The organism is Acidimicrobiia bacterium, assembly GCA_035948415.1.
Lineage (GTDB): Bacteria > Actinomycetota > Acidimicrobiia > IMCC26256 > PALSA-555 > PALSA-555.
On record DASZJD010000054.1, the window covers coordinates 50,333 to 77,258 of the forward strand.

Annotated in this window: 26 protein-coding genes; 13 read left to right on the forward strand and 13 right to left on the reverse strand. The window is 73.8% G+C overall.

Features of this window, described 5'->3' with window-relative positions:
* Positions 1-53 precede the first annotated feature (53 nt).
* Positions 54-728 (forward strand): HAD family hydrolase, encoded by a 675-nt coding sequence (locus tag VG869_07380; GenBank protein HEV3451010.1) that lies wholly within the window; start codon positions 54-56, stop codon positions 726-728.
* Positions 729-736: 8 nt separating this feature from the next.
* On the opposite strand, the gene VG869_07385 is transcribed toward VG869_07380, so the two are convergent.
* The 5 genes from VG869_07385 to ppk1 form a co-directional block, all read right to left on the reverse strand.
* On the reverse strand, positions 737-1,291 hold the full coding sequence (locus tag VG869_07385) for an HD domain-containing protein (protein ID HEV3451011.1): 555 nt from the start codon (positions 1,289-1,291) through the stop codon (positions 737-739).
* Positions 1,292-1,405: 114 nt separating this feature from the next.
* Positions 1,406-1,873: a phosphoglycerate mutase family protein gene (locus VG869_07390; GenBank protein HEV3451012.1), complete on the reverse strand. Its 468-nt coding sequence runs from the start codon at positions 1,871-1,873 to the stop codon at positions 1,406-1,408.
* Positions 1,870-2,304, reverse strand: coding sequence for an NUDIX hydrolase (locus VG869_07395; GenBank protein ID HEV3451013.1), 435 nt, complete (start codon positions 2,302-2,304; stop codon positions 1,870-1,872). Before VG869_07395 ends, VG869_07390 begins: the two co-directional genes overlap by 4 nt.
* Positions 2,301-3,800 carry a CYTH and CHAD domain-containing protein gene (locus VG869_07400; GenBank protein HEV3451014.1) on the reverse strand — a complete coding sequence of 500 codons (1,500 nt, stop codon included), beginning with the start codon at positions 3,798-3,800 and terminating at the stop codon, positions 2,301-2,303. Before VG869_07400 ends, VG869_07395 begins: the two co-directional genes overlap by 4 nt.
* Entirely contained in the window at positions 3,797-5,893 is a 2,097-nt protein-coding gene (gene ppk1, locus VG869_07405) for a polyphosphate kinase 1 (GenBank protein ID HEV3451015.1), read from the reverse strand. Before ppk1 ends, VG869_07400 begins: the two co-directional genes overlap by 4 nt.
* A gap of 171 nt (positions 5,894-6,064) precedes the next feature.
* Here ppk1 and VG869_07410 point away from each other — a divergent pair, with 171 nt between their 5' ends.
* Positions 6,065-7,534 (forward strand): MFS transporter, encoded by a 1,470-nt coding sequence (locus VG869_07410; GenBank protein ID HEV3451016.1) that lies wholly within the window; start codon positions 6,065-6,067, stop codon positions 7,532-7,534.
* A 52-nt stretch (positions 7,535-7,586) separates the two neighbouring features.
* Complete coding sequence (locus VG869_07415) at positions 7,587-8,801, forward strand: GNAT family N-acetyltransferase (protein ID HEV3451017.1); 1,215 nt, start codon at positions 7,587-7,589, stop codon at positions 8,799-8,801.
* A gap of 18 nt (positions 8,802-8,819) precedes the next feature.
* Here VG869_07415 and VG869_07420 read toward each other — a convergent pair whose 3' ends face one another.
* Both VG869_07420 and VG869_07425 read right to left on the reverse strand, forming a co-directional pair.
* A complete protein-coding gene (locus tag VG869_07420) occupies positions 8,820-9,563 on the reverse strand; it encodes a 3-hydroxyacyl-CoA dehydrogenase family protein (protein ID HEV3451018.1) in 744 nt (247 codons plus the stop codon).
* Positions 9,560-10,771: a zinc-dependent metalloprotease gene (locus VG869_07425; GenBank protein ID HEV3451019.1), complete on the reverse strand. Its 1,212-nt coding sequence runs from the start codon at positions 10,769-10,771 to the stop codon at positions 9,560-9,562. Before VG869_07425 ends, VG869_07420 begins: the two co-directional genes overlap by 4 nt.
* A 17-nt stretch (positions 10,772-10,788) precedes the next feature.
* Between VG869_07425 and VG869_07430 the strand changes: the two genes are divergently transcribed.
* Positions 10,789-11,847, forward strand: a complete 1,059-nt coding sequence (locus VG869_07430) for an NAD-dependent epimerase/dehydratase family protein (GenBank protein ID HEV3451020.1) — start codon at positions 10,789-10,791, stop codon at positions 11,845-11,847.
* Here the strand turns inward: VG869_07430 and VG869_07435 are convergent.
* Both VG869_07435 and VG869_07440 read right to left on the reverse strand, forming a co-directional pair.
* On the reverse strand, positions 11,777-12,847 hold the full coding sequence (locus VG869_07435; GenBank protein HEV3451021.1) for an AsnC family transcriptional regulator: 1,071 nt from the start codon (positions 12,845-12,847) through the stop codon (positions 11,777-11,779). The two genes, VG869_07430 and VG869_07435, sit on opposite strands and share 71 nt — an antisense overlap.
* Positions 12,848-12,884: 37 nt before the next feature.
* Positions 12,885-14,039 (reverse strand): trypsin-like peptidase domain-containing protein, encoded by a 1,155-nt coding sequence (locus VG869_07440; GenBank protein ID HEV3451022.1) that lies wholly within the window; start codon positions 14,037-14,039, stop codon positions 12,885-12,887.
* Positions 14,040-14,128: 89 nt separating this feature from the next.
* On the opposite strand from VG869_07440, the gene VG869_07445 reads away from it, so the two are divergent.
* On the forward strand, positions 14,129-14,614 hold the full coding sequence (locus VG869_07445) for a molybdenum cofactor biosynthesis protein MoaE (protein ID HEV3451023.1): 486 nt from the start codon (positions 14,129-14,131) through the stop codon (positions 14,612-14,614).
* 2 nt (positions 14,615-14,616) lie between these two features.
* Entirely contained in the window at positions 14,617-15,645 is a 1,029-nt protein-coding gene (locus tag VG869_07450) for a rod shape-determining protein (GenBank protein HEV3451024.1), read from the forward strand.
* Here the strand turns inward: VG869_07450 and VG869_07455 are convergent.
* Together VG869_07455 and VG869_07460 are read right to left on the reverse strand one after the other, a co-directional pair.
* Positions 15,639-16,304, reverse strand: a complete 666-nt coding sequence (locus VG869_07455; protein HEV3451025.1) for a HEAT repeat domain-containing protein — start codon at positions 16,302-16,304, stop codon at positions 15,639-15,641. The genes VG869_07450 and VG869_07455 overlap by 7 nt on opposite strands.
* Before the next feature lie 59 nt (positions 16,305-16,363).
* Positions 16,364-16,720: a hypothetical protein gene (locus VG869_07460; GenBank protein HEV3451026.1), complete on the reverse strand. Its 357-nt coding sequence runs from the start codon at positions 16,718-16,720 to the stop codon at positions 16,364-16,366.
* Between the two features lie 38 nt (positions 16,721-16,758).
* Here VG869_07460 and VG869_07465 point away from each other — a divergent pair, with 38 nt between their 5' ends.
* From VG869_07465 to sufC, 7 genes are all read left to right on the forward strand, one after another.
* Positions 16,759-17,853 (forward strand): S16 family serine protease, encoded by a 1,095-nt coding sequence (locus tag VG869_07465; protein HEV3451027.1) that lies wholly within the window; start codon positions 16,759-16,761, stop codon positions 17,851-17,853.
* A gap of 10 nt (positions 17,854-17,863) precedes the next feature.
* A complete protein-coding gene (locus VG869_07470) occupies positions 17,864-19,093 on the forward strand; it encodes a hypothetical protein (protein ID HEV3451028.1) in 1,230 nt (409 codons plus the stop codon).
* A gap of 11 nt (positions 19,094-19,104) precedes the next feature.
* Positions 19,105-21,948 carry a UPF0182 family protein gene (locus VG869_07475; protein HEV3451029.1) on the forward strand — a complete coding sequence of 948 codons (2,844 nt, stop codon included), beginning with the start codon at positions 19,105-19,107 and terminating at the stop codon, positions 21,946-21,948.
* Between the two features lie 162 nt (positions 21,949-22,110).
* On the forward strand, positions 22,111-23,529 hold the full coding sequence (gene sufB, locus VG869_07480; protein ID HEV3451030.1) for a Fe-S cluster assembly protein SufB: 1,419 nt from the start codon (positions 22,111-22,113) through the stop codon (positions 23,527-23,529).
* Between the two features lie 53 nt (positions 23,530-23,582).
* Positions 23,583-24,728 (forward strand): Fe-S cluster assembly protein SufD, encoded by a 1,146-nt coding sequence (gene sufD, locus VG869_07485; protein HEV3451031.1) that lies wholly within the window; start codon positions 23,583-23,585, stop codon positions 24,726-24,728.
* Entirely contained in the window at positions 24,721-25,056 is a 336-nt protein-coding gene (locus VG869_07490; protein HEV3451032.1) for a non-heme iron oxygenase ferredoxin subunit, read from the forward strand. The genes sufD and VG869_07490 overlap by 8 nt, the downstream gene beginning before the upstream one ends.
* Positions 25,053-25,853: a Fe-S cluster assembly ATPase SufC gene (gene sufC / locus VG869_07495; GenBank protein ID HEV3451033.1), complete on the forward strand. Its 801-nt coding sequence runs from the start codon at positions 25,053-25,055 to the stop codon at positions 25,851-25,853. Before VG869_07490 ends, sufC begins: the two co-directional genes overlap by 4 nt.
* A 20-nt stretch (positions 25,854-25,873) precedes the next feature.
* Here sufC and VG869_07500 read toward each other — a convergent pair whose 3' ends face one another.
* Positions 25,874-26,710 (reverse strand): SMP-30/gluconolactonase/LRE family protein, encoded by an 837-nt coding sequence (locus VG869_07500; GenBank protein ID HEV3451034.1) that lies wholly within the window; start codon positions 26,708-26,710, stop codon positions 25,874-25,876.
* Positions 26,707-26,877, reverse strand: coding sequence for a hypothetical protein (locus tag VG869_07505; GenBank protein ID HEV3451035.1), 171 nt, complete (start codon positions 26,875-26,877; stop codon positions 26,707-26,709). The genes VG869_07500 and VG869_07505 overlap by 4 nt, the downstream gene beginning before the upstream one ends.
* Positions 26,878-26,926 lie beyond the last annotated feature (49 nt).

A 26,926-nucleotide genomic window follows, 5' to 3' on the forward strand; every position in this document is an offset into this window, starting at 1 on the left:
GAGCGCCGGCGCGTCGGCCAGGGTGCGGCGGTGCAGCAGCCGCGGCGGCGGCGATGACCGCGATCTCGCTCGCGGTCCTCGACCTCGCCGGGACGACCGTGCAGGACGACGGCGCCGTCGAGGCGGCGTTCGTCGACGCGCTCGGGGCGGTCGACGCCGGGCCGGGCACCCCCGGGTACCCCGATCGGCTCGCGTACCTGCGGCGCACGATGGGGCGCTCGAAGATCGAGGTGTTCCGGGCCGTCCTCGGCGACGAGGCCGGGGCGCAGCGCGCCAACGTCGCCTTCGAGGCCGCCTACGGCGACCGCGTCGCGTCGGGCGCGGTCCAGCCGATCCCGGGGGCCGCGGCGGCACTGGCCACGCTGCGACAGGCCGGCGTGCGGGTGTGCCTCACCACCGGCTTCTCGCCCGCGACCCTCGACGCCCTGCTCGGGGCGCTCGGCTGGCACGACGCGGTGGACCTAGCGCTGGCGCCCGGGCCGGGGATCCGGGGGCGGCCGCATCCCGACCTGGTGCTGCACGCGGTGCTGCGCCTCGAGATCGACGACGTGCGCGGCGTGGCGGTGGCCGGCGACACCGCCAACGACCTCCTCGCCGGCACCCGAGCCGGCGCCTCCGTGGTGGCCGGGGTGCTCACGGGCGCGCACGGGCGCGCCGAGCTGGCGGCGGCGCCGCACACCCACCTGCTCGACTCGGTCGCTGACTTCCCGGCCCTCTGCCTCGGCTGACGGCCGGGTCAGGCCGCGGGCCGGGCCAGACGCTCGACCGCGGCCCGCCAGTAGCCGAGGCCGGGGACCCGGGCGCCGGGCACCTTGGCGGCGTCGTCGGCGCGCCGGAGCGTGAGACAGGCCTCGAGGTCCGGGAACGCGAGCAGCGCCACGCGCTCCTCGGGGTCGAGGAGCCCGCCCTGGGCGCGGAGCGTGTCGAGGCTGCGGGGGCTGAGCCGGTGGCGGTAGCGGGGGTCGGTGGTCACGAGGTAGCGCTTGGCCTCGTCGTGGCGGGCCACGAGGGCGGCGACCCGGCTGCCGAGCAGGCCGGCGACGGCGTCGGCCCCGACCGCGGCGTGGGACTCCGGGCGGCCCGGGGTCAGGACGGTGCCGAGGTCGTGGACGAGCCCGGCGACCTGGAGCTCCGCGTCGGCGGGGGCGACCCGCTCCAGGATGGCGGCGCACTGGAGGGCGTGGGCAAGCAGGTCGACCGGCTCGTCGTCGTCGACGTCGCGACCCGCCTCGAGCGCGGCGAGGATCTCGTCGCTGGTGCGCAGCCGCACGGTCAGCGACAACCGAGTCACGCCGACGATTCTCCGCGCCCAGGCCGCGACGCCAAGGCGGAGGGGCGATCGTTCACCTGCCGCCACGGAGGCGTCACCCCCTCGCCCGGCGCCGTTCACCCGGACCGGGCGACCTCAGCCGGGGGGCGGCAGGTAGGCCGAGGCGGTCAGGTCGCCGGCGTCGCTCTCGAGGACCCAGGTCGAGCCCTTCTCGAGCCGGGCCTCGCCGTTCAGTCCCCCGACCTGGCGGAAGTGATCGAGGAGCTCCTCGATCACGTCGCCGTGGGTGCACAGCACCGTGGGCTCGTCGGTGACCTTCTCGACCAGTCGGAGGGCCTCGGTGAGCGGCGTCCCCTCGGCGAGCGACGGCGACGGCTCGATCGGGAGGCCGAGGCGGCGGGCGAGCGGCTCGACCGTCTGGCCGCAGCGCACGAACGGGCTCGAGACGATCCGGGTGACGCCGCAGCCGGCGAGCAGCCCCGCGATCCCCTCGGCCTGGCGGTGACCCACCTTGCTGAGGGGCCGCTGCTCGTCGGGACCGTCCCAGCGGCTGCGGCTGCCGGCCTTGGCGTGGCGGACGAGGAAGACCGGTGTCGTGCTCACGGTTGGTGGCGGCCCCGGGGCAGGCGGTCGAGGAGGTCTCGGTCGTGTGGGTAAGTGAGGAGTCTGGCAGCCTCGTCCGGCGCGAGCCAACGCAGCTCGTCCACCTCGGCATTGGGGGCGAAACCCTTCTCCTCGTCCGGGGCCTCGGGCTCCATGAGCCAGTACCGAACCCACTTCGGCCGGCCCCGCCGGTCCCGGTAGCGGGTCTCGCCGAGGGGGGCGACGATCCGGCACCGCAGCCCGGTCTCCTCCTCCACCTCGCGCAGGGCCCCGGCCTCGGCGCTCTCGCCGTCGGCGAGCTTGCCCTTCGGGAGGCTCCAGTCGTCGTAGGCGGGTCGATGGATGACGACGACCCGCTCGCCCCGGCGCACGACGCCGCCGGCGGCCTGCACGGTGGGGGTGGTCGGGTCCGGGTCCCCGGTCCGGCTCACAGCCAGTGGCGGAGCTTCTTGCGGCTGGCGTCCCGCCACGTCGACGGCCAGGCTCGACGGCCGCGGCTGGCGGCCTCCTGCTCCTGCATGGCGAGCTCGCCGGCGGCGAAGGCGACGCCCGCGTCGGCCGTCCCGGCGGCGGCGTCACGCAGCCATTGGGCGGCGACGACGGCGTCCTGGTGCTCGCCGAGCACGTCCTGCACCTCGGTCAGCGCGTGCGCCAGCGCCCGCGCCGGCTTGCCGAAGGCGGGCTCGACCGCCTCGGCCGCGTACCGTGCCCGCTTGGCCCGCTTGCGGACGGCGTGCAGCTCCTCGTCGGCGGGCTCGTCGGCGAGTCGCTCCACGGCCGCGGCCTGGTGGTCCCACGCCCGGCGGACCAGCCCACGCAGGACGTCCTCGTCCGGTTCGCCGTCGTGGCGCGGGAGGAGGCGCGGCTGACGGGCGGCGTCGACGAGCCGGTCGAGGAGCACCGCGTAGCGGTGGCTGCGCAACGCGCCGAGCAGCGCCGTCCGGGCCCGCTCGCGCTCGGCGCGGAGGGCCTCGAGCAGCTGACCGGCCGCGGCGCGGTCGGGGCCCGGCAGGTGCGCGATCCGTTCCTCGAGCCGGTCGAGGAGCACGTCGGCGTCGCGGACGGCGCCGAGGGCGCCGCCGAGCCAGCCGAGCTCGTCGCGGAGCGCCTCGGCCCACGTCTCGTCGACGAGGGGCAGGAAGGTGCGCAGGTGGGAGCGCAGCCGGCGGGTCGCGACCCGGGCCTGGTGGACGTCCTCGGGGTCCTCGCCCCGGCGCACGCCCGGGTCGTGGGCGACGAGCCGGGCCACGGGCGTGGCCAGCGCCGCCCGCACTACGTCGCCGACGGTGCGCGCCGGGCCGCTCGCGGGGGCGATGTCGGGCGGGCCGGCGGCTCGGGGCCCGAGGGCCCGCACGATCTTCGGGGTCGGGTCGGGCGGACCGGCGCCAGCGGCGCGCAGGCGGGCCACGATCGCCGCCGCCTGGGCCTCGGGGGCGTCGTCGGCCAGCTCGAACTCGAGCTCGCGGAAGGCGCGCACCGGGCCGTCGCCGCCGAGGACGGCCACGTCGTCGTCGACGACCTCCCCGATCGGCGCCCCCGACGTCGTGCGCAGCCGGACGGCGCGCCGCGTGGTCCGCAGCCGGGCCACCGGGCCCACCGAGGCGCTGCGCGTCAGCGCTCGCACCAGCTCGAGGGCCTCGGCCGGGGGGCTGCCGGCCTCCCCGGGGACGGCGTAGGTCGTCCGGTCGAGGCGGCCGTCGCCGCCCGCGTCGGCGCGCGGCAGCTTCACCGCCCAGCCTTCGTCGTTGCGGTGCCGCAAGGACGCCCGGGCTCGGGTCAGGCGCAGGTCGTCGGTGTCGTAGTACACCGCGAGGAGATAGAGGGTGCCGGCCGGTTCGGCGACGACGCCCGCCAGCGGGTCCGACAGCGGTGGGAGGGCGCTCGCGGGCGGGGCGGCGAGCTTGATCTCGCGTTCGACGACGGTCACGCCCGGGCCTGCGCCCGCTCCGTGGCGAGGGCGCGGAGCCGGGCCTGCGCGTCGAGACCCACGAGGGTCTCCACCTTGTGCCACACGCCGTCGGCGGCCAGCTGCCAGGCCAGGACGTCGTCGGCGAGGTTCACGGTCAGGATCTCGTCGAGTCGAGCGCGGAGCGCGGGCACGTCGACCGGGCAGAGGGCCTCGACCCGGCGGTCGAGGTTGCGGGGCATGAGGTCGGCCGAGCCGATCAGGTACGTGGCCCGGGCCGGGTCGGCGCCGAAGCGGAAGATCCGCGAGTGCTCGAGGAACCCACCGACGAGCGATCGGACCCGGATGCGCTCCGACCGGCCGGGCACCTGCGGGCGGAGGCAGCAGATCCCGCGCACGACGAGGTCGATCTCGGTGCCGGCGCCGGAGGCGGCGTAGAGCTCGTCGATGAGCTCGGGATCCACGAGGCTGTTCATCTTCATGACGATGCGCCCCCCGGGCCCCTTCGCCGCCTCGGCGCGGATCTGGTCGCGCAGCGCGGGGCGCAGGTCCTCGGGTGCCACCAGCAGTCGCCGGTAGCGCACCGACCGGCTGTAGCCGGTCAGGTGGTTGAACAGCTCGGCGAGGTCGGCGCCGAGCGCCGGGTCGGCGGACAGCAGCCCGAGGTCCTCGTAGAGGGTCGCCGTCTTCGGGTTGTAGTTGCCGGTCCCGACGTGGCAGTAGCGGCGAACGCCGTCGTCCTCCTGGCGGACGACGAGGAGGATCTTGGCGTGGGTCTTGAGCCCCACGAGGCCGTACACGACGTGGACGCCGGCCTCCTCGAGGACGCGTGCCCGCTCGATGTTCGCCTGCTCGTCGAAGCGCGCCTTAAGCTCGACGAGCGCCACGACCTGCTTGCCCTGGCGGGCGGCGTCCACGAGCGAGCGCACGATGGAGCTGTCGGGGCCCGCGGTGCGGTAGATGGTCTGCTTGATCGCCAGGACCTTCGGGTCGCGCGACGCCTGGTCGACGAACGCCTCGACCGAGCTCGCGAACGAGTCGTATGGGTGGTGGACGAGGATGTCGCCGCCGCGCAGCAGTCGGAACAGGTTGGGGGTCTCGTCGCCCGTTTGGAGGAGCCCGGGCGGGCTCTGGGGGAGCCACGGCTCGTCCTTGAGGTCGGGTCGCTCGAGCCCGCAGATGTCGAAGAGCCCGCTGAGGTCGAGCGGCCCGTCGATGCTGACGACGGCGGCGGGCGGGATCTCGAGCTCGCGGCACAGCACGTCGAGGACCTCGTCGCTCATCGACGCGTCGACCTCGAGGCGCACCGTGTGCCCGAACTTCGTGCGCCGGTGCAGCACCGACTCGATCGCCTCGAGCAGGTCCTCGTCCTCGTCGTCGAGCTCGAAGTCGGCGTCGCGCGTCACGCGGAACGGGACGTGGTCGAGGATCTCCATGCCCGGGAAGAGGCGGCCGAGGTGGGCGGCGATGACCTGCTCGAGGGGGACGAATCGCGCCTCGCCCGGCAGGGGCACGAAGCGGGGCAGCGCGGGCGGGACCTTGATCCGCGCGAACCGCTGCTCGCCCGTCTCGGGGTCGCGCACGACCACGGCCAGGTTCAGCGACAGGTTGGAGATGTACGGGAAGGGGTGCGCAGGGTCGACCGCCAGCGGCGTGAGCACCGGGTAGACGCGCTCCTCGAAGGTGCGCTGCAGCTCGAACCGGTCGGCGTCGTCGAGGTCCGGCCAGCCCTCGAAGCGGATCCCGGCCTCCCGGAGGCGGGGGGCGACGTCCTTCGTGAAGGCGGTGGTGTGACGGTCGACGAGTGCACGCACCTGCTCGCGGATGGCGCGGATGGTCTCGAGCGGGTCGAGGCCGTCGGGGGAGCGAGCGCGCAGCCCGGCCAGCACCTGCTCCTGGATGCCGGACACGCGAACCTGGAAGAACTCGTCGAGGTTCGACGAGAAGATGGCGAGGAACTTCGCCCGCTCGAGCAGGGGACGGCCCGGGTCCTCGGCCAGCGCCAGCACTCGCGCGTTGAAGTCGAGCCAGGACAACTCGCGGTTCAGGAAGCGGTCGCCGTCTCCCTCTTCGCGCGTGGTGGGAGCGGCCGGCGCACCGGTCGGCACGGCCATGGCCTGATGGTAGCGGCGCCGGCTCCGACGCTCCCCGGGGCCTCGGCGCGCCGCGGGATCGCGTGACGTGTCGGTGACCGTCAGGTGAAGGTTCGACGCCGGCACGGCCGGCGCCGGGCGCTCGTCCACGCCGGGTGACCGTGGGGCCGCGCCGCTACTGTCGATGTACCGATGCCTGTGGAGCGCACCTCCCTGTTCCGGGCCCTCGTCGACCGGTTCCTCGCCCTCATGCCGCCCACGCCGTTCGGGCGGCTGGTCCGGGCCCACCTCGTCACGATGTGCGCCGACGCCTGCGTGGCCGCGTCCCTTGCGGGGTCGCTCTTCTTCCAGAAGCCGAGCAGCGGGGCGCGGGGCTCGGTCCTGCTCTACCTCTTGCTCACCATGGCGCCGTTCACGGTCGTGGCCCCGGTCATCGGGCCCGCCCTCGACCGGGTGCGGGGCGGCCGTCGGCTCCTCATCGTCGCTTCCTGCGTCGGCCGCGCCGCGCTCTGCCTGATCATGGCCTCGGTCGTGACGAAGCCGTCGCCCGAGGGCCTCCTCGTCTACCCGTTCGCGTTCGGCGTCCTCGTGCTGTCGAAGGGCTACTCGGTGGCTCGGAGCTCCCTGGTACCGGACCTCGTCGACGAACGCACGTCGCTCGTGCAGGCCAACTCGCGGCTGGCGATCATCAGCGCCGTCGCCGCCCTGCTCGGCGGCGCGCCGGCGCTCGTCGTCCAGCAGCTGTTCGGCGCGGACTGGTCGCTGCGGCTGGCCGTAGTCGTGTTCATCGTCGCGGCGTCGTACGCCCTCCGGATTCCACGCGTCGAGCGCGTCACCGGCCGCGAGGCGGCCGCCCGGGAGCGCGAGGAGCTCCACCAGCCGTCGATCCTCCTCGCCGCGTCGGCGATGGCGATCCTGCGGGGCGCGATGGGCTTCCTCCAGTTCTTCGCCGCCTTCACGTTCAAGCACGACCTCTTCGCGCTCGGGGTCGCCGCGGCCGCGGCCGGGATCGGTCTGTTCGCCGGCAACCTCCTCGCGCCCTGGCTGCGCTCCCACGTCCGCGAGGAGCTCATCCTCGCCGGGGCCCTCCTCGGCGCCGCCGCCGCCACGCTGTTCGGCGTGCTGCTCATGAAGACGCTCGGGATCCCGTTCGCCTTCCTCGCCGTCGGGCTCGGCGCCGCCGCGGGGAAGATCGGGTTCGACAGCCTGCTGCAACGCGACGGACCCGACGCGGTCCGAGGCCGCGCCTTCGCGCGTTTCGAGACCCGGTTCCAAGGCGCGTGGGTCGTCGGGGCGGTGCTCGGGATCATCCCGGTCGTCGCCCCCGCCGGGCTGGCCGTGCTCGGGATCGTCCTGGCCTTCGGCGGCGTCTCGTACCTCGCGGCGCTGCGCGCGGCCCGGACCCGGCCGCCACGGTCGAAGCTCCGACCCGAGGCGGTGGACCGGGCCCTCGGCCGGGCTCGCGACAACCTTCGGGACCGCCGTCGGCAGAGCCGAGCGGGGCGGCGCAGGGCCGCGGCGAGGCGCCGCCGCCAGCTGGCCGGCGGCGCCGCGGAGCCGCGCCGGCCCGGGCACGGTGACGACGGCCTGCCGTACCCGCCGCCCCCGCCGGCGACCGAGCCGGCCCCGCCGCCGCCCCCGCGGCGAGCCCCGCGCCCCTGAGCGGCACCGAAACCGCCGCGCCGGGCGCGGCCAGCGTGCGAGCATCGACGCCGTGCCCGTCGAGTTCCGACCCATCGAGACCGCCGAGGTCCCCGCGTTCGCGCGCGCCGCCGCGGTCGGCTTCGGCGAGCGCCCCACCTACGCCGAGGAGCACCCGCGCTGGGTCAGCCTCGACCTGGACCGGACCCGGGCCGGCTTCGACGGGGAGGACCTGGTCGCGACGTCGCGGAACTACTCGCTCGAGCTGTCCCTCCCGGGCGGCGCGGTGCTCCCGGCCGCCGGGGTCAGCGCCGTGACCGTCCGCCCGACCCACCGCCGCCGGGGCCTGCTGCGCTCGATCATGCGCGAACTGCTGGACGAGGCCACGACTCGCGGCGAGGCGGTCGCGATGCTGACCGCGAGCGAAGGCTCGATCTACGAGCGGTTCGGGTTCGGCATCACGACGCGCTCGATGGCGATCGAGCTCGACCGCCGCGACGTCCAGTTCGTCCGGCCTCGCCCGGAGGGGCAGCTGCGGCTTCTCGACGCCGACGAGGCGGCGAAGCTGGAGCCCGACGTCTTCGAGCGGGTTCGGCGCGCCTACCCGGGGGCGGTGTCGCGCCCGGACGCGTGGTGGAGCGACGAGCAGTGGGATCCGCGCTTCGGGGTGCGCTTCGACGTCGCGTACGAGGCCAACGGCGTCGTCGCCGGCTACGCCTGCTACGGACTCCACGAGACGCACGACCCGAGCTCGGGCTCTGGGAGCCGGCTCGTCGTCCGCGATGTCGTGGCCGCGGACCCGGCCGCGCTCCACGGGCTGTGGCGGTACCTGTGCGAGGTCGACCTCGTGCGCACGATCAGCGACCGGGGCGCGCCGCTCGACCTGCCCCTGGCGTGGTGGCTGGCCTCGAACCGGGCGGTGCGGGTCCGCGCCGTCAAGGACGAGGTCTGGACCCGGCTGCTCGACGTGCCGGCCGCGCTCGCGGCCCGGACCTACGCCAGCGAGGGACGCCTCACGCTCGGCGTGCGCGACGAGTCCCGCCCGGGCGGCCGGGCCGACGGGACGTTCACGCTCGAGGCCGGCCGCGACGGCGCCGACGTGCAGGAGGGCGGCCGACCTGACCTCGAGTGCAGCGTGAGCGCGGTGTCGGCGGCCTGGCTCGGCGGGGTGCGGTGGACGACCCTCGCCGCCGCCGGCCTCGTCGACGAGCGGACCGACCGGGCGCTCGCCCGGGCCGACCAGCTCTTCCCGTGCGACCCGCTGCCGTTCCCGTTCACCTGGTTCTGAGCGGCGCGCCGCGGCCGGTCAGGCCCAGCCGCTCGTCGCGCCCCGCACCATGCCGAACGGCCCGGCCGGCCACCGGAAGCAGTCCATCATCAGCTGGTCGACCTCCTCGGCCGACGCCACGCCCTCGGCGACGACCCGTCGGGCCTCGACGAGCATGGCGGCGTAGACGCGGTTGGCGACGAACCCCCACTCGGTGTCGACGTCGCGCACGACGACCGGGTGCTTGGCGCACGCGCGCGCGACGCCGCAGACGACCTCGACCGTCTCCGGCGCCGTGTCGGCGGTCCGGACGATCTCGGCGAACGCCATGACCGGGGCCGGCGACGCCCAGTGCCAGCCGACGACCCGCTCGGGCCGGTCGGTCACGGCGGCCAGCGCCGCGATCGGGTAGCCGGAGGTGTTCGAGGCCAGGATCGTCGCCGGCGGCGCGACCCGGTCGAGCTCCCGGAACACCGACACCTTCAGCCCCAGGCGCTCCGGCACCGCCTCGATGACCAGATCGGTCGTCGCCGCGTCGTCGAACGACGGCGAGAAGGTGAGGCGCCGCAACGCCGCGTCGGCCTGCTCGCGCGACAGCTTCTGGCGCTCCACCCCCCGTTCGAGCCCGTACCGGCCGGTCGTCACGTGCTCGCGGCCGCGGGCGAGCGCGTCGGGGTCGACGTCGTAGCAGACGGTCGGGTAGCCGGCGGTCGCGGTGACCTGGGCGATGCCGCTGCCCATGACCCCGGCGCCCAGGACGCCGATCCGAGGCGCGTCGGTCACGGCCGCTCCGGCTCGTCGAGATCGAGCTCGACGCGTGCGAGCCACAGACCGGGGGCGGCGAGCTCGGGCCCCGTCGGGACCATGGGTGGCGCCTCCCACAGGCGGTTCAGGCTCTCCGCTCCGGCGCGCTCGACGACGCCGGCGCAGAAGGCCGCACCGAGCTCGTAGTCCTCGCGCTCGAGCGTGAGGCCCAGCAGCTGCTCGACGAACCGGGTCGCCTCGCCCCGTTCGATGCGGTGGCGCGCGATCGCCTCGTGGACGCGCGCGAACGACGGCACCAGTTTGTCCCCTACCCGCCGGAGCACGTCGTCGGCGTAGCCCTCGAGCACGGCGTGGAAGATCCGCAGCGACTCGAGGAGCTGCTCCTGTCGGGGCGAGGTCATGGCGCCGAGCAGCTCCTCAGGCCGCTCGGCGAGGCTCTGGAGCGACTCGGGGTTCGCCGGGTCCAGGTCGCCCAGGCGCGCCCCGAGGACGGTCGGGTCCACCTCGTACGCGGAGACGTACTCGGTGGCGAGGCTCACGAGCCGCTCCCGCACCCACGGCACCGACCGGGTGGCGGCGTGCACCACCTCGTGCAGCGCCACGGTGAAGCGCAGGTCGGCCCGCTCGAGCGACCAGGCCTCCTCGAAGACGTCGAGGTTCGGCACGACGAAGCACAGCGAGGGCGCGTCCGACGCGGGGAGCGGGAGGTCGTACCGGCCCAGCGCGTGCTGGGCCAGGTAGCCGATCATCGATCCCGCCTGGACCCCGAGGAGCAGCGGGGCCAGCATCGGTAGGAGGGCGGCGAGCGGGTCCGCGCCCGGGCCGCCCGGGGCTCCGCCCGTCACCTCGCCCTCGCCGCCTCGGAAGGCCCGGCCCAACGTCGTGGCGAGGGCGTCGAGGACCGGGCGGAGCGCCTGGAGGTGGAGCTCGGCCCAGCCCTGCCGACCGGTGACGAGCGTGGAGGCGGTGAACGTGGCCGTGAGCCCGGTCTCGGCGACCACGTGGGTCTGCGCCGCCTGGGCGAGCTCCTCGAGGTTCGCGACCGCCGCCCCGTCGACGTCCCGCTCCGGCACGCCGTCGGTGGCCACGTGCCGGGCCACCTGCGCCGCGATCTCCCAGTTGACCGGCCCGCTCGACTGCAGCATGCGCAGGAGCTGGTTCAGCTCCAGGTTCCCGAACCCGAACGGCAGTGACGGCTCGTCGCCAGGTTGAGGACCGCCGGCCACGCGGCCAGTCTATGAACGTGATCTCGATTGCCGTCACGGGGGCTTCGGGGGTGGTCGGGCAGCGGCTCCTGCCGGTGCTGGCCGAGGACGCGTCGGTGCGACGACTCGTCGGGCTGGACGTCCGACCGCCGCGACGTCGCGCCGCCGGTCTCGAGTTCCACCTCGTCGACGTGGCGCGCTCGGAGCTCAAGCCGCTGCTCGAGGGCATCGACGTCCTCGTGCACCTCGCGACGGTCGTGGACCCGATCGCCGACGAGGCGCTGATGGCCCGGGTGAACGTCGACGGCACCCGGCGGGTGCTCGACGCCGCCGCCGCGGTCGGGGCCCGGAAGGTGGTCCGCGTCTCGAGCGCGGCCGTGTACGGCGCCTGGGCGAGCAACCCGGTGCCGCTCACCGAGGAGTCGCCCCTCCGCCCGAACCCCGGCTTCTCGCCGGCGGTGCTGGCGGCCGAGGTCGAGCGGCTGCTCGCCGAGTGGCGCGACGACCACCCCGGCGTGACGGTGACGACGCTGCGGAGCGCACCGGTGCTCGGCCCGGGGGCCGAGCGGCTGGCGTCGCGGCTGCTCCTCGGCCGACCGTCGCTGCGGGTCCGCGGCGCCGCGCCCCCGGTGCAGGCCGTCCACGTCGACGACCTCGTGAGCGCCCTGGCGCTCGTCGTGCTGGCCGACCACCCCGGCACCTTCAACGTGGCGTCGAACGGCTGGCTGGCCCGGGCCGAGGCGGAGGCGCTCCTGAACCCGCCCCGCCTGCCCTCGCTGTCGCCGACGGTGCTCGAGCGGGCGCTGCGGCTGACCTGGAACGTCGGGATCGGCGACGTGCCGCCGGGCGTCGTCCCCTACCTCATCCACCCCTGGGTGGTCGCCAACGACCGGCTCCGGGGCCTGGGGTGGCGGCCGCGCCACAGCAACGAGGAGGCGCTCGTCGACGGCCTCGACTCGCTCGCACCGACGCGGTCGCCGGTCCCGCTCGTCGCGCTCGGCGCCGGCGCGCTCGCCGGCGCCGGCGTCACGGCGTGGCTGCTGGGGCGGCGCTTCCGGCGAGGTGGGCGGCGCGCCAGTCGTCCCACTCGGGCGTGAAGTAGCGGACCCGCGTCTTCTTGTACTCCTTCACCGACCACAGCAGCGCGTAGTCCTCGACCCCGGTCTCGGCGCGGATCGCCGCGATCGTCGCCTCGCAGTCTCGCCCGTGCTTGCCGTGCACCATCGTGAACACCGAGTACGGCCAGTCGGGGTACGTCGGCCGCCGGTAGCAGTGGCTCACGAGCGCGAACCCGGCCATCTGGGGGCCGAGCTCCTCCAGCCGGTGCTCCGGCACCGCCCACACGCCCATGGCGTTGGCCTTGAAGCCGGCGGACCGGTGGTTCATCACCGCCGCGAAGCGCCGCATCAGCTTGCGGGCTCGGAACGAGCGGAGCAGCTCGAGCACGTCGTCCTCCGAGCAGCCGAGCTGCTCGCCTTGCGCCGCGAACGGGTGCTCGACGAGGGGCAGGTCCTCCTGCACGACGCGGATCGCCGCCACCTCGAGGTCGGAGAGGATGGGCGCCTCCATGTGGGGGCGGCGCTCAGGGCGCTCGTGCTCGGCCACGGTCGCCTTGGCGTCGGCGGCCGTCTTCCCGGTCATGTCGAGCTTGACGCCGATCTTGTAGAGCTGGAGCGTCGGCAGCTTGCGGGTGACGACGGCGCCCGAGTCGCGGTGGAGCACCTCGAGGTGCTCGTCGAGCGACTCGCCCGGCGGGACCGCGATCGTGTACCAGAGATTGAAGTTGTGGTTGCGCTTGTAGTTGTGGCTCACGCCCGGGTGCGCGCTGATCACCGCCGCCGCCTCGTCGACCCGTCCCGGGTCCATTCGGGCCGCGACGAGCGACGAGTCGTAGCCGAGGGCGCGCGTGTCGAAGATCGCCGAGAGCTGCCGCAGCACCCCGGCGGCCTTCACCGCCGCCACGCGGTCCCGGACCTCGGGCTCGCTCAGGCCGAGCCGGGCCCCGAGCGCGGCGTAGGGAGCCGGCTCCAGCGGGAAGTCCCACTGCACCGCGTTCAGCAGCTCGCGATCGCTGTCGGTGAGACCGGGCTCGCTCATCGGGTCCATCGTGGCGGGAGGCCCCCGACCCGGCAAATCATGCTGCGAGTCCGGCGAGGCTGGCGTTCCCGGCCGGGCGGCTGCCCAGCGACACCAGCCGGTTGAGGCGCCCGGGGCCGCGAACGGCGGTGATCGTGGTTGGGTCGCCGTTCGAGAGCTCCTCGACCGAGGCCACGAGGTCCCCGGCGTCGGTGACGTGCTCGGAGCCCACCGCGGTGACGACGTCGCCGGGGACGAGGCCTGCGCCCGCGGCCGGGCTGCCCGGCGTCACCGTCGTGACCCGGGCGCCGCCACCGGGCCGCTCGATCGCGTCGACGACGTCCACGCCGAGCCAGCCGTGGCGCACCTGGCCGCTGCCCTCGATCTGCCGGACCACCTGTCGGGCCAGGGTGACGGGCACCGCCTGACCGGGCAGCGCCGCCGAGTTGATCCCGACCACCGACCCGCCGCTGTCGACGAGGGCGCCGCCGTAGGGCGTGGTGCTCGTCATCCGGACGTCGGTCTCGAGGAGGCCGGGCAGCACGTCGCCGCCCGGCATCGTCGACACCTCGTGGAGCGCGCTCACGATGCCCTCGCCCGCCCATCGGTGCTCGCCGGTGCTCAGCCCGATCGCGATCACGGCGTCGCCGATCTGCAGCCCGTCGCTGTCCCCGAGCTTCGCCGCGGTCAGGTTGGCGCCGTCCACGGTCAAGAGGGTGAGGTCGGTCAGGGGGTCGGCGCCGAGCACGCGGGCCGAGCTCAGCCGGCCACCCGAGCTGCTGACCGTGATCACGGTCGCGGACCCGAGCAGCGAGGAGCTCGTGAGGACCCGGGTGCCGTCCACGGCGACACCCGACCCTTGGGTCTCGCCGGCGGTCCCGACGGCGCGGACCGAGACCACGCTCGGCCCGGCGGCGTTCACGATGTCGGGGACCGAGGACCCGGCCGGGACGGGGGGTGGCGCCGCGTGCGCGCGCCCGGTGCCGCGGCCGCCCCCGGCGAAGACGCCGACGCCGGCGAGGATCCCGACCACCACGGCGACGCTCAGGAGCGCGACGATCGCCGCGAAGCCCCAGTCGCGGCGCTTCGCGGTCGGTCCCCCGCGCCAGGCGGCGAGCGCCGCGCCGACCTCGCTCGGGTGAAACCAGACCCGATCGAGCGGATGCGGCGGCGGGCCCCCCGGCTCGTCCTCGTCGGGCTCCTCGACGGGCATGACGTGCCACTCTACCGACGAGGCTTTGCGTACCAACCGCGGCCGGGCGCGCGCGGCACGTCGGAGGCCGCGGCGCGCCCTTCACTACGATGACCGGCGTGCCGCAGCCGAGCGAGGGAGCAGATTGGATCGCGCTGACCCGTGAGGCGTTGTCGGGCGACGAGGCGACGGCCTGGGCCACGGTCCCGTCGACCGGCGCGGTCGTCACGTTCTGCGGGGTCGTGCGCGACCACGCCGAAGGCCGAGCCGGGGTCCTCGGCCTCTCCTACGAGGCCTACGAAGAGGCCGCGGCCCGGCGGCTGACGGAGGTTGCGGCCGAGACGCGGCGACGCTGGCCGGCGGTCGAACGGCTCGCGCTGCTGCATCGCGTCGGGGACCTCGAGCTCGGCGAGGTGTCGGTCGTCGTGGTGGCGTCGTCACCCCACCGGGCCGAGGCGTTCGACGCCGCGCGGTTCGCGATCGACACGTTGAAGGAGACGGTCCCGATCTGGAAGCGCGAGCGGTGGTCGGACGGCTCGGACTGGGGGACCGCCGCCCGCCCGATCCGCCCCGTGCGCGAGCTGGACCGCGCTTAGCCGTGTCCCGCGACCTTGCCATCGACCTCGGGACCGCCAACACGCTCGTCTACGCGCGCGGCCAGGGGATCATCCTCAACGAGCCGACCGTCATCGCGCTGAACAGCCGCACCCAAGACGTGCTCGCGATGGGCCACGAGGCCTGGCACATGATCGGCCGCACCCCGGGCCACATCGTGGCCGTCCGCCCCCTGCGGGGCGGGGCCATCACCGACTTCGAAATCACCCAGCGCCTGATCCGCTTGATCTTCGCCCGGGCCGGCATCACCCGGCTGCAGCGGGCCCGGGTGCTCGTCTGCGTGCCCTCGGCGATCACCCACGTCGAGCAGCGGGCGGTTCTCGAGGCCACCCGGCGCGCCGGCGCGGCCCAGACCTACCTGATCGAGCAGCCGATGGCCGCCGCGATCGGCGCCTCGATGCCGATCCACGAGCCGCTCGGGAACATGGTCGTCGACATCGGCGGCGGGACGAGCGAGATGGCGGTCATCTCGATGGGCGGGATCGTCGCGCTCGAGGCCGTCCGCATCGGCGGCTTCGACATCGACGCCGCCATCTCGAACCACCTGCGACGGGTGCACGGCGTCGCCGTCGGGGAGCGCACCGCCGAGGAGATCAAGATCGCCGTCGGCTCCGCGTTCCCGATCGACGACGAGTACAAGGCCGAGATCCGAGGCCGCGACCTCATGAGCGGGCTGCCGCGCACGGTCGTCCTCGAGCCCGAGGAGCTCCGCGAGGCCATCGACGAGCCGCTGGTCCGAATCACGAACGCCGCGAAGGCCGCCCTGGCCGAGACGCCCCCCGAGCTCGCCCAGGACCTCCTCGAGATGGGGATCCGCCTGGTGGGGGGCAGCGGGATGCTCCGAGGCTTCGACCAGCGCATCGAGCACGAGACCGGGGTGCGGGTCCGGCTGGCCGAGATGCCGCTCGAGACCGTCGTGCTCGGCGCCGGGCGCTGCCTGGAGTCCTTCGATCGCGTGCGCGAGATGTTCCTCGATCGGCCCCGGCCGTCGATGCAGCGCCGCGTCTACTGACCGCCCGCGCGCTCAGCCTCGAGGAGGTCCTCGGCCGCTTGGCGGACCTGCCAGTCGCGGTCGCCGAGGGCGCGCTCGAGCGCGGCGTCGACGCCCGGGCCGTCGAACGGCGCCAGGGCCAGCACGGCTCGTCGGCGCACGGTCGCGACGTCTCCGCACGCGGCCAGCACCGCGTCCAGCCCGCCCGGATCCGCGATAGCCCCGAGGGCCGCGACCGCGGCCTCGCGGGCCAGCGGGTCGGCGTGACCGGTCGTCACCGCCGTCAGGGCTCCGACCGTCTCGGAGCTCGAGTCCCCGAGCTCGCCGAGCGACCACGCCGCGGCCTCGACGACCGTCACGTCGGCGTCGGCGAGGAGCGTCACGAGGGGTGCCGTCGGCACGGAGCCGCGCCGCGCCAGGCCCGGCGCCAGCTCCGCGGCTCGGCGGCGCACCCCGGCGTCCCCGTCACGGGTGGCGCCCCGCCACGCTCGGAGCGCCCGCCCCGGTGCCGCCGCGCGGGACAAGGCGCCGAGGGCGACCGACCGCACCTGGGCGTCGGGGTCGCCGGCGACGGCCTCGCTGAGTGCCGCCGCCGCGCCCCGTGGCAGCCGGCCGCGGTGGCCGAGGGCCGCAAGCGCCGACGCCCGGGCGAGTGCGTCGGACGGACCAGCGCATGACACTCGGGTGACGGTAACGAGCTCGGATCAGCGGGTGCCGACGATGCGAGGCCGGGCCCGGCTCAGCCGCCCGAGCTCGGGACGAGCGAGACGAGCAGGTTGATCGTCAACGCGATGAGCAGCGCGGCCCCGAACCCGATGGCGACCACAAGCGCGATCCATCGCACGAGCGCCGAGCTGGTCCGGAACAGACGCACCTGGCGGACGTGTCGGACCGCCTTGATCGAGCGCTTCGAGACCGCGAGGAAGCGCTTCGAGAACTCGAGGAAGCCGACGTAGAGGTCGACCGGCGGCTGGCCGGCCGGCTCCGCCGGCTCCACGACGGGCCGAGCGGGCTCGGCGAGCGGCTGCTTCGGTGGCGGCGGCGCGGGCCGCCCGCCGGCATCGGGACCGCGGGTGGCAGGCTGGGAGTCGTCCACCCCCCCAGTATCGCTACCGCGCGAGGAACGGGGAAGCCGTGTCCAGCCCGTCGGAGCCCCCGGCCGAGCCGGCGCCGACGCGGCGTCGCCGGCGCCGGGTCCTTCCGCTCGTCGCTTCCCTGCTCGGGGGCCTCCTCGCCGCCGCCGCGGTCGCGGCCGCCGTCATCCACGTCCCGTACGTGATCGAGTCGCCCGGATCCGCCACCCCGGTCGACACCCGGGTGGTCTCGGTCGCCGGGGTCCCGACCTTCCGCCACGCCGGGCGGGTCTTCTATCTGACGGTGCGGGTCTCGACGAGCGACCCGAACCTCTACCGCTACCTCTTCGCCAGCCTCAGCAGCAGCGACAGCGTCGTGGGGAAGAAGGACGTCCTCGGCTGCGCCTCCTACGCCGCCGACGCCCGGCTCAACACCCTCCTGATGCGCGATTCCCAGGACGCGGCGACCGAGGTGGCCCTCCGCCGCCTCGGATACCGGGTGACCCACGCCGGCGACGAAGCGCTGATCATCGACCTGGCCTGCGGCGGACCGTCCGATCATCGGCTCCAGGTGGGCGACGTCGTCACCGCCGTCGACGGGCGGCCGGTCAGCAGCGCCGGCGACGTGCAGCGCGCGGTGAAGGCGCGACCCGCCCACGCCGTGGTGGCCGTCACGGTCCGGCGCGGCGACCAGACGGTCACCGTGTCGGTCCGGTCGGGTCGAGCCGGGTCGACCGCGTTCCTCGGCATCGTCACCCAGACCCTCAGCATGTGGCGGTTCCCGATCGACGTGAAGATCGACACCCAGCAAGTCGGCGGACCGTCCGCCGGGCTGGCGTTCACGCTCGCCCTCATCAACGACCTGTCATCCGGGGACGTGACGGGCGGCCGGCGCGTCGCCGCGACCGGCGCCATCTTCGCCGACGGCACGGTCGGACCGGTGGGCGGGATCACCCAGAAGGTGATCACCGCCAAGCGCGACCACGCCACCGCGCTCCTCGTGCCCTCGGCCGAGGCGAAGGACGCTCGCGCGCAAGCGGGCGGGCTGCAGATCGTCCCCGTCCGCACCATCGACGAGGCGCTCACGGCCCTCCGCCGGCTCGGCGGCGCCGACGTCACTGCGGGGTCACCGTTGGGTCCGTCGGCGGCCCAATAGCATCGGCGCGGTGGCAGGGTCCACGACCTCCGCCGACGAGCCGGTCCCGCCCGAGCCGGAGCCGCGAGCCGACATCGCCCCGCCACCCGACGCGCCCGAGCGCAGCGAGGACGGACGCACGGCCGCGCTGCTGCGTGAGGCCGAGGCGGCGGCGGCCGCGCGCGGGCGGGCGATGGTCAGCGAGGCGCGCGCGGTCCGCAAGCGCATGCTCGACGACGTCGAGCGGCGGCGTTCGGATCTGCTCGCGGAGCTCTCGCGAGTCCGGACCGCGGTCGACGAGCTCGCCGAAGCCCTCACGTCGTCGAGGGCGCTCGAGCCCGACGTCGAGACGCCGCCGATCCCCGACGACGGCGCCGCCGTCGACCAGCCGCGAGCCGACGACGCGTTCGCTCGCCTCCGAGAGCACGACGACGACGTCGAGGCCGCGACACCATCGCCCCCGGCCCCGGCCCCGGCCGCGCCCGAGCCCGAGCCGGTGCCAGCCGAGCCGCCCCCCGCCCCGACGCCGCCCCCCGCCCCGACCCGGGAGCCGACGCCGCCGAGCCGGGACGACGCCACCCGGCGGCGGCGCGACGAGGTGCTCGCCCCGCTCACGGTCTCGGTGCTGCGGCAGGCGAAGCGGCTGCTGCAGGACGAGCACAACGAGCTCCTCGACGTCATCCGGCGCGTCCGGGGGCGTCCAGAGCCGACGCGGCTGCTGCCGGACCGCGAACGGCAGCACACCGCCTGGACGGCGGTCCTCGCGCCGACGATCGACGAGGCCTACACGGTCGGCCGCGCCCTGACCGGGCGGCGTCGACGCCCGACCGCGGCGCCGAGCCGGCTCGTCGCCGAGCTCGCGGCCGGGCTCATCACCCCCCTGCGCGAGCGCTTGATGGCGACGATCGACGCCGTACTCGCTGACGGCCCGTACCGGGAGCCGGCCGAGCTGCAAGCCGCGCTGGCCCCCTCCATCAGCGCGCGCTACCGAGAGTGGCGCGCCCGCGATCTCGAGGGGCTGCTCGGTGACCTGCTCGCCGCCGCGTACACGCGTGGCGTGTTCGACGCCACGCCGTCGGGCACGACGTTGCGCTGGGTGCCGGCCGAGGTCGGTCAATGCCCGGACGCTGACGACAACGCGCTCGAGCCGACCGTGAAGGGCCAGTGCTTCCCGACCGGGCAGCCGTACCCGCCGGCCCACCCCGGCTGTCGCTGCCTTGTCGTGCCGAGCGACGGGGGAGGCGCGCACCCCGCCGGTTAGGCTCCCCCGCGATGCGGGTCCCGACCACGGAGCGGCGCTCGTTCCGCCTGCGCGCATGGATCATCGCCCTGGTCGTGATCCTGGTCATCCTGCTGTTCAGCCTGCGCGGGCTGGCCGGCTTCTACACCGACTACCTGTGGTTCCACTCGGTCGGCCAGGGCGGGACCTGGGGCCGGCTCCTCGCCGCCAAGGTCGTTCCCGCCGTGGTGTTCACGGCCATCTTCTTCGTGATCATGCTGGCCAGCCTGCTGATCGCGGACCGGCTGGCCCCGAAGGTCCGGGCGATGGGGCCGGCCAGCCCCGAGGACGAGCTCGTCAACCGGTACCAGCAGGTCACGGCCCGGTACCAGGGCCGGATCCGGGTCGGCGTGGCGGCGTTCTTCGCCCTCATCGCCGGGATCGGCGTGTCGTCGCAGTGGCGGAACTGGATCCTCTTCACCCACCGCGTCGACTTCGGGGTCCGGGACCCCCAGTTCCACCGCGACGTCGGCTTCTACGTGTTCCAGCTGCCGTTCATCCACTTCATCCTCGACTGGCTGTTCGCGGGTCTCGTCATCGTCCTGCTCGTGACCGCGGTCGCCCACTACCTGAACGGCGGTATCCGGTTCCAGAGCCCGCTGCAGCGCGTGACGCCCCAGGTGAAGGTGCACCTCTCGGTGATCCTCGCCGTTATGGCGCTCGTGAAGACGGGCCAGTACTACTTCTCGCGCTTCGGGCTCACGCTCTCGTCCCGCGGCGTCGTGGACGGCGCCGGCTACACCGACGTGAAGGCGCAGCTCCCGGCCTACAACCTCCTGATCTTCATCTCGATCGTCGCCGCCGGCCTCTTCCTCTGGAACATCTTTCGGCGGGGCTGGGTGCTCCCCGTGATCGCGGTCGGGCTCTGGGGGTTCGTCTCGATCGTGGTCGGCACGATCTACCCGGCGGCCATCCAGAACTTCAAGGTCAAGCCGAACGAGCTGGCCCAGGAGCGTCCGTACATCGGGCGCAACATCGGCGCCACCCGAGCCGCCTTCAACCTGCAGGACGTCGGCGTGCAGAGCTTCAGCTACACGCCGAACCTGGATCCCACCGTCGTTGACACCAACCGCCCCACGATCGACAACGCGCGCCTCTGGGACCCGGCGGTCATCCGCTCGACCTACCAGACCCTCCAGGGCCTGCAGCCCTACTACACCATCAACAACGTCAACATCGACCGGTACAACATCAACGGGCAGGAGACCCAGGTCCTGATCGGGGCCCGGGACCTGAACAGCAGCAGCCTGCCGAGCCAGTCCTGGGTGAACGAGCACCTCGTGTACACGCATGGCTACGCCGCGATCGTGTCGCCGACCAACCAGGCCGCGCAGAGCGGGGACCCGGTGTTCCTCCTCCGCGACATCCCACCGAACTCGCAGGGGATCCCGCTCACGGACCACGGCGCGCAGGTGTACTTCGGGCAGAACCTCAGCGGCTACACGATCGTCGACGCCAAGCAGGACGAGTTCAACTACGCCCGGGCCAACAACACGAACGCCATGACGCGTTACTCCGGGAAGGACGGCATCCGCCTCTCGAACATCTTCAAGCGGGCCGCCTTCGCGCTGCGCTTCGGGGACCTGAACCCCCTGATCTCGGGGCAGGTGACCGGCGGCTCGAAGCTGCTCATGATCCGCGACATCACGAGCCGGGTCCAGAAGCTGGCCCCGTTCCTCCACTTCGACTCGGACCCGTACCCCGTCGTCCTGAACGGCCACATCACCTGGGTCATCGACACCTACACGACGACCGACCAGTACCCGTACGCGCAGGTCTCCAACGGCGAGGGCGGGCTCTCGGGGAGCACGAACTACGTCCGCAACTCCGTGAAGACGACCGTCGACGCCTACGACGGGACGGTGCACTTCTACGTGGTCGACAACAAGGACCCCGTCGTCAGGGCCTACCGGCAGGCGTTCCCGGGGCTGTTCACCGACGGCTCGAAGATGTCGTCGACCCTCCGGGACCACCTCCGGTACCCGGAGAACCTGTTCCAGCTCCAGTCCAGCGTGTACTCGAAGTACCACGTGACGAACACGAGCTCCTTCTACGCCGGCACCGAGCGGTGGCTGCTGTCCCCCGACCCGAACGCCGTGCTCGGCTCGACCGTGACCGCGACGACGGCCCGCGGGACCCAGCGGGCGCCGGAGATCACGGCGACGACGCCGCGGCAGGAGCCCTACTACCTCTATATCCGGTTGCCGGGGGACACCCGCGAGAACTTCCTGATCCTGCAGCCCTTCGTGCCGGTCTCGCAGAACAACCAGCAGACCCGGCTGGTCTCGTTCATGACCGCCAAGTCAGACCCCGGGAGCTACGGGAAGCTGCAGGCGTTCGTGATGCCGCAGGGCGCCAACGTCTTCGGGCCGGTGCAGGTGGCGAACAACATCCAGAGCGACACCAACCTCTCGCGCGAGTTCACGCTCCTCAGCCAGGGCGGCTCGGCGATCGTCAAGGGCAACATCCAGATCATCCCGGTCGGCAACTCGCTCGTCTACGTCCAGCCGGTCTTCGTGCAGCAGTCGGGGCAGGGGTACCCGCAGTTCCGGTTCGTGGTCGTCTTCACCCAGGGCAAGAACCCGGTCTTCGAGAGCACGGTCAACGCCGCGCTCAACGACCTCTTCAACGGGATCACGCCCACGTCCCCGGCCACGCCCTCGACCCCGACCACGCCGACGCCGAACGCCACCGTGCAGCAGCTGCTGAACGCCGCCGCCCAGGAGTTCGCCAGCGCCGACGCCGCGCTGAAGAGCGGCGACCTGGCCGGCTACCAGAGCCACATCGCCACGGCCCAGCGGGACGTCGCCCAGGCCAACCAGGCCCTCTCGCGCTGACCCGGGCCCGGGGCCCGGCCCCCCTTGGGGCCGAGAGCTGCGGGATTCCGGGGCCGAGGGAAGGGCAAAGGGCCCAGGATTGTTTGGGGCCGGGGGGATTGTTACTATCGGCGTAGTGGAAATTCGGCGCCGGCGCCTCACCGGCGCTGAACGCCCCCAACGATGGGAGCCCGTCGGATGGCCGTACGCGGCATCGATCTCGGGAAGTACCAGCTCGGCTGGGCCGACAGCACGGACGGCTACGTCTTCACGCCGAAGAAGGGCCTGAACGAGGACATCGTCCGGGAGATCTCGTTCCAGAAGTCGGAGCCGGAGTGGATGACGAAGTTCCGGCTCAACGCGCTGAAGCGCTTCGAGCGCAAGCCGATGCTGGCCTGGTTCGCCCAGAACATGCCGAGCATGGACTTCGACGACATCTACTACTACCTGAAGCCCACCGAGGGGCAGGTGTCCGAGTGGGACATGCTCCCGGAGGAGATGAAGGCGACGTACGAGAAGCTGGGGATCCCCGAGGCGGAGCGGAAGTTCCTCGCCGGGGTCACGGCGCAGTACGACAGCGAGGCGGTGTACCACCGCAACCGCGAGGAGCTGGCGCGCATCGGGGTCCTGTTCACCGACATGGACACCGCCGTGCGCGAGTACCCCGAGATCGTGCAGCGCTACCTCGGGACCGTCATCCCCCCGGGCGACAACAAGTTCGCGGCCCTCAACTCCTCGGTGTGGAGCGGCGGCAGCTTCGTGTACGTCCCCGCCGGCGTGCACGTCGAGATGCCGCTCCAGGCGTACTTCCGGATCAACGCTGAGAACGCGGGGCAGTTCGAGCGGACGATGATCATCGCCGAGGAAGGCGCGTCGGTTCACTACGTCGAGGGGTGCTCGGCGCCGATCTACACGAGCGACTCGCTGCACTCCGCGGTCGTCGAGCTGATCGCCAAGCCCGGCGCGCGCATCCGCTATACGACGATCCAGAACTGGTCGCCGAACGTCTACAACCTCGTCACGAAGCGGGCTCGGGCCGAGGCCGAATCCACGGTCGAGTGGATCGACGGCAACCTGGGCTCGAAGCTCACGATGAAGTACCCCGCCGTCGTCATGGTGGGGCCGAAGGCGCACGGCGAGGTGCTCTCGGTCGCCTACGCGGGTCCGGGCCAGCACCAGGACGCGGGGGCCAAGATGACCCACGCGGCGCCGGAGACGACGTCGATCATCGAGTCGAAGTCCATCTCGAAGGACGGTGGTCGCACGACCTACCGCGGCCTCGTGAAGGTCGACGAGGGTGCGCACCACGTGAAGAGCCACGTCCGGTGCGACGCCCTGATCCTCGACGAGAACAGCCGGTCGGACACCTACCCGACGATGGAGATCGGGGAGAAGGACGCCCGCATCGGCCACGAGGCGACCGTGTCGAAGGTCGGCGACGACCAGCTCTTCTACCTGATGAGCCGAGGGCTGACCGAGCAGCAGGCGACCGCGATGGTGGTGAACGGCTTCATCGAGCCGGTGACGAAGACGCTGCCGATGGAGTACGCGGTCGAGCTGACCCGGCTGATCGAGCTCAACATGGAAGGCGCCGTCGGGTAGTGCCCGGGTTCACGCCCGACACGGCCCGGGCGCTTGAAGGTCACGACTGGTTGGTGAGCCGGCGGGTCGCGGCGGCCGAGCGCCTGGCCGACGTGGCGTGGCCGTCGGCAGCGGACGAGATCTGGCGCTACTCGCGGATCGACGAGTTCGACCTCGACCGGTTCCAGCCCCGCGGCGTCGCGGCGCGGTCGCTCGACGTCCCGCTGCTCGACGCCGGGCTGGCGAGCAAGGGCGTCGTGGTCGGCGACCTGCGCGACGTCGACGACGCCGAGGCTGCGGACTGGTTCGGGACCTGCTCCGACGCCTCGCCCGACGCGTTCACGACCCTGCACGACGCCTTCGTGGTCGGCGGGGCCTACGCGCGGATCCCGGCCGGTGTCGTCGTCGACGAGCCCCTCTTCTTCGAGCACCGGTCCGGCGGCGACGGGCTCGCGAGCTTCCCGCATACGCTCGTCATCGTCGGCGAGGGCGCGGAGGTGACGGTCGTGGACCGGTTCGCGGCCCACGGCGAGCCGCACCTCTGCGACATGGTCATCGAGCTCATCGTCGGCGACGGGGCCCGGGTGCGCTACGTGTCGGTCCAGGAGCACGGCCCCGCCACGTGGCAGGTCGGCCTCCAGCGGGCCCACGTCAGCCGGGACGCCTCGCTGCGATCGTCGGCGGTGGCGCTCGGCGGGGACTACGCCCGGATGCGGACCGAGTCGCTGATCACCGGTCAGGGCGGCGAGAGCGACCTCGTCGCGGTGTACTTCGGTGACGGCGGCCAGGTCCTCGACTTCCGGACCCTGCAGGACCACGCCGCCCCCCACAGCCGCAGCGACCTGCTCTTCAAGGGCGCGGTGGAGGACCAGGCCCGGTCCGTCTACTCGGGGCTGGTGCGGCTGCGGGCCGAGGCCCAGCACTCGAGCGCGTACCAGACCAACCGGAACCTCGTGCTCACCGAGGGCGCCAGCGCCGAGTCGATCCCCAACCTCGAGATCGAGGCCAACGACGTGCGGTGCTCGCACGCCAGCGCGGTCGGGCCCATCGACGACGACCAGCGCTACTACCTCGAGACGCGCGGCATCCCGCCCGAGGACGCCGAGCAGCTCATCGTCCTCGGGTTCTTCGACGACGTCCTCGCCCGGCTGCCGGTCCCGACGCTGGCGAAGGCGCTGCGGCGCACCGTCGAGCGCAAGGTCGGGAAGCTCCGTGGCTGAGGTGCGGGCGTGCGCCGTCACCGACGTCAAGCCGGGCACCGCCCACCGCGTCGACGTCGACGGCCACTGCGTCGCCGTCGTGCGCCTCCCCGCCCTGACGCCGGGCGCGCCCGACGACTGGTACGCGATCGACGACACCTGCTCCCACGCCGACTACTCGCTCAGCGAGGGGGACGTGTGGGAGGAGGAGCGGGAGATCGAGTGCCCGAAGCACGGCTCGACCTTCTCGCTCCTGACCGGCGAGCCGCAGACGCTGCCGGCGACGAAGCCGGTCCCCGTGTACGGCGTGCGCGTCGACGGGGACGACGTCTATTTGGAGCTGCCGTGACGAGCCGCCTCGTCGTCGCGGGGTTGCGGGCGTCGGTCGACGGCGTCGAGGTGCTCCGCGGCGTGGACCTCGAGGTCGCCGCCGGTGAGGTCCACGCGCTCATGGGCCCGAACGGGTCGGGGAAGTCCACGCTCGCGCACGTGCTGATGGGACGACCCGACTACGAGGTCACCGCCGGGTCGGTCGCCCTCGACGGCACCGAGCTGCTGGGCCTGCCGACGTGGCGACGAGCCGAGCTCGGCCTCTTCCTCGCCATGCAGTACCCGGTGGCGGTGCCCGGCGTGCCCGTCGGCGCCCTGCTCGGCGCCGCGGTCCAAGCCCGAGGCCAAGACTCGCGGCCGGTGGAGGCGGCGGTCCGGCGGGAAGCGACCCGCCTCGCCGTGCCCGACGAGTTCCTCGAGCGCGGCGTGAACGACGAGTTCTCGGGCGGGGAGCAGAAGCGCATGGAGACGCTGCAGCTGGCCGTGCTGCGACCGCGGATCGCGATCCTCGACGAGCTGGATTCCGGCCTCGACGTGGATGCCCTGTCCGACCTCGCCCGTCGGGTCGCCGGGCTGACGCGCGAGGCCCAGGTCGGGGTGCTGGCGATCACGCACTACGCCCGGCTGCTCCAGGTGCTGCGGCCGGACCGGGTTCACGTGCTCCTGGCCGGCCGGGTGGTGACGAGCGGCGGACCGGAGCTGGCCGACCGGCTCGAGGCGGTCGGCTACGAGGGTCTGGCCGCCGAGCTCGGCGTCGACGAGCTGGCGATCGGGGCGCCGGAGCCGGTCGACCCCTTCGCCGAGCCCGGGTTCTGAGCGCGGCGGCGCCACGTCGCTCAGCGGGGGACGGAGACCGTGACGACCTCGACGCGGGCGCCGCGGGCGGCGCGCGACGGCTCGGGCTGCCCGTGGGTCGGGGCGGTGCAGCAGAACAGCGTGTGTCCGTCGTCGCCGCCGAGCGCGCACGCGATGGCGTGGCGACCGGGGACCTCGACCACGTCGGTGACCTCGCCGCCCTCGAGGACCCGCACGAAGCGGTCGCCGACGGGGGACGCGATCCACACGCCGTCCTCGGCGTCGATGCAGATGCCGTCCGGGTAGTCGGGGAGCTCGGCCCACACCCGCGGGTTCGACAGCCCGCCGTCGGCCCCGAGGTCGAAGGCGACGAGGTCCTTGCCCGTGCTCTCGGCGACGACGAGGGTGCCGCCGTCGGCGGTGACGACCAGCCCGTTCGCCATCCGGAGCCCGCCGCTCGCCGCCGTGACCGTCCCGTCCGGGTCGACGCGCAGCAGCGGCGAGGTCCGGTAGGGCGCGCCCCCGTGGAAGTCGAAGCCGAACTGGCTGACGAAGGCGTGCCCGCGCCGGTCGACGACCAGGTCGTTGATCTCGTGCGGCGCGAGGGCGGAGCAGTCGGCCGCGGTCGCGATCGCACCTGACGGCTGCACCGCCAGGACCTGGCGGTCACGCATCGAGACCACCAGCAGCGTGCCGTCGGGCCGCCATCCGAGCCCGGACGGGTCGCCGGGCACCCGGGCCACGACCTCGGCCGCGCCGTCGAGGGTGACGCGCAGCACCTCCTGGGCGTGCATGTCGGAGACCCAGAGGGCGCCGTCGTGCCAGCGAGGGCCCTCGAGGAACGCCCGCCCGTCGAGCAGCGTCGTCGGCTCGGTCACCGACTCGACGTCCCCGAGACCGACGGCCCCGCGCTCGGCGACCGGTGAACCGGGTGGGATGCGTCGCGGTGCCGCAGCAGGGCGCCCGCGAGCACGACGCCGCCGACGAACACGCACGCCACGCCCAGGCTCACCGCCACACGACGAGGCAGGATCCGGCGCAGCACGGCGTCGGCATCGTACCGGCGGCGCGTCGCGCGCGCCCCGGCCGATGCC

Coding starts and splice junctions, on each gene's coding strand:
- VG869_07380 (HEV3451010.1), top strand. CDS start 54: ATGACCGCGATCTCGCTCGCGGTCCTCGACCTCGCCGGGACGACCGTG.
- ppk1 (HEV3451015.1), bottom strand. CDS start 5,893: ATGGCCGTGCCGACCGGTGCGCCGGCCGCTCCCACCACGCGCGAAGAG.
- VG869_07410 (HEV3451016.1), top strand. CDS start 6,065: ATGCCTGTGGAGCGCACCTCCCTGTTCCGGGCCCTCGTCGACCGGTTC.
- VG869_07435 (HEV3451021.1), bottom strand. CDS start 12,847: ATGAGCGAGCCCGGTCTCACCGACAGCGATCGCGAGCTGCTGAACGCG.
- VG869_07440 (HEV3451022.1), bottom strand. CDS start 14,039: ATGCCCGTCGAGGAGCCCGACGAGGACGAGCCGGGGGGCCCGCCGCCG.
- VG869_07445 (HEV3451023.1), top strand. CDS start 14,129: ATGACCGGCGTGCCGCAGCCGAGCGAGGGAGCAGATTGGATCGCGCTG.
- VG869_07475 (HEV3451029.1), top strand. CDS start 19,105: ATGCGGGTCCCGACCACGGAGCGGCGCTCGTTCCGCCTGCGCGCATGG.
- sufB (HEV3451030.1), top strand. CDS start 22,111: ATGGGAGCCCGTCGGATGGCCGTACGCGGCATCGATCTCGGGAAGTAC.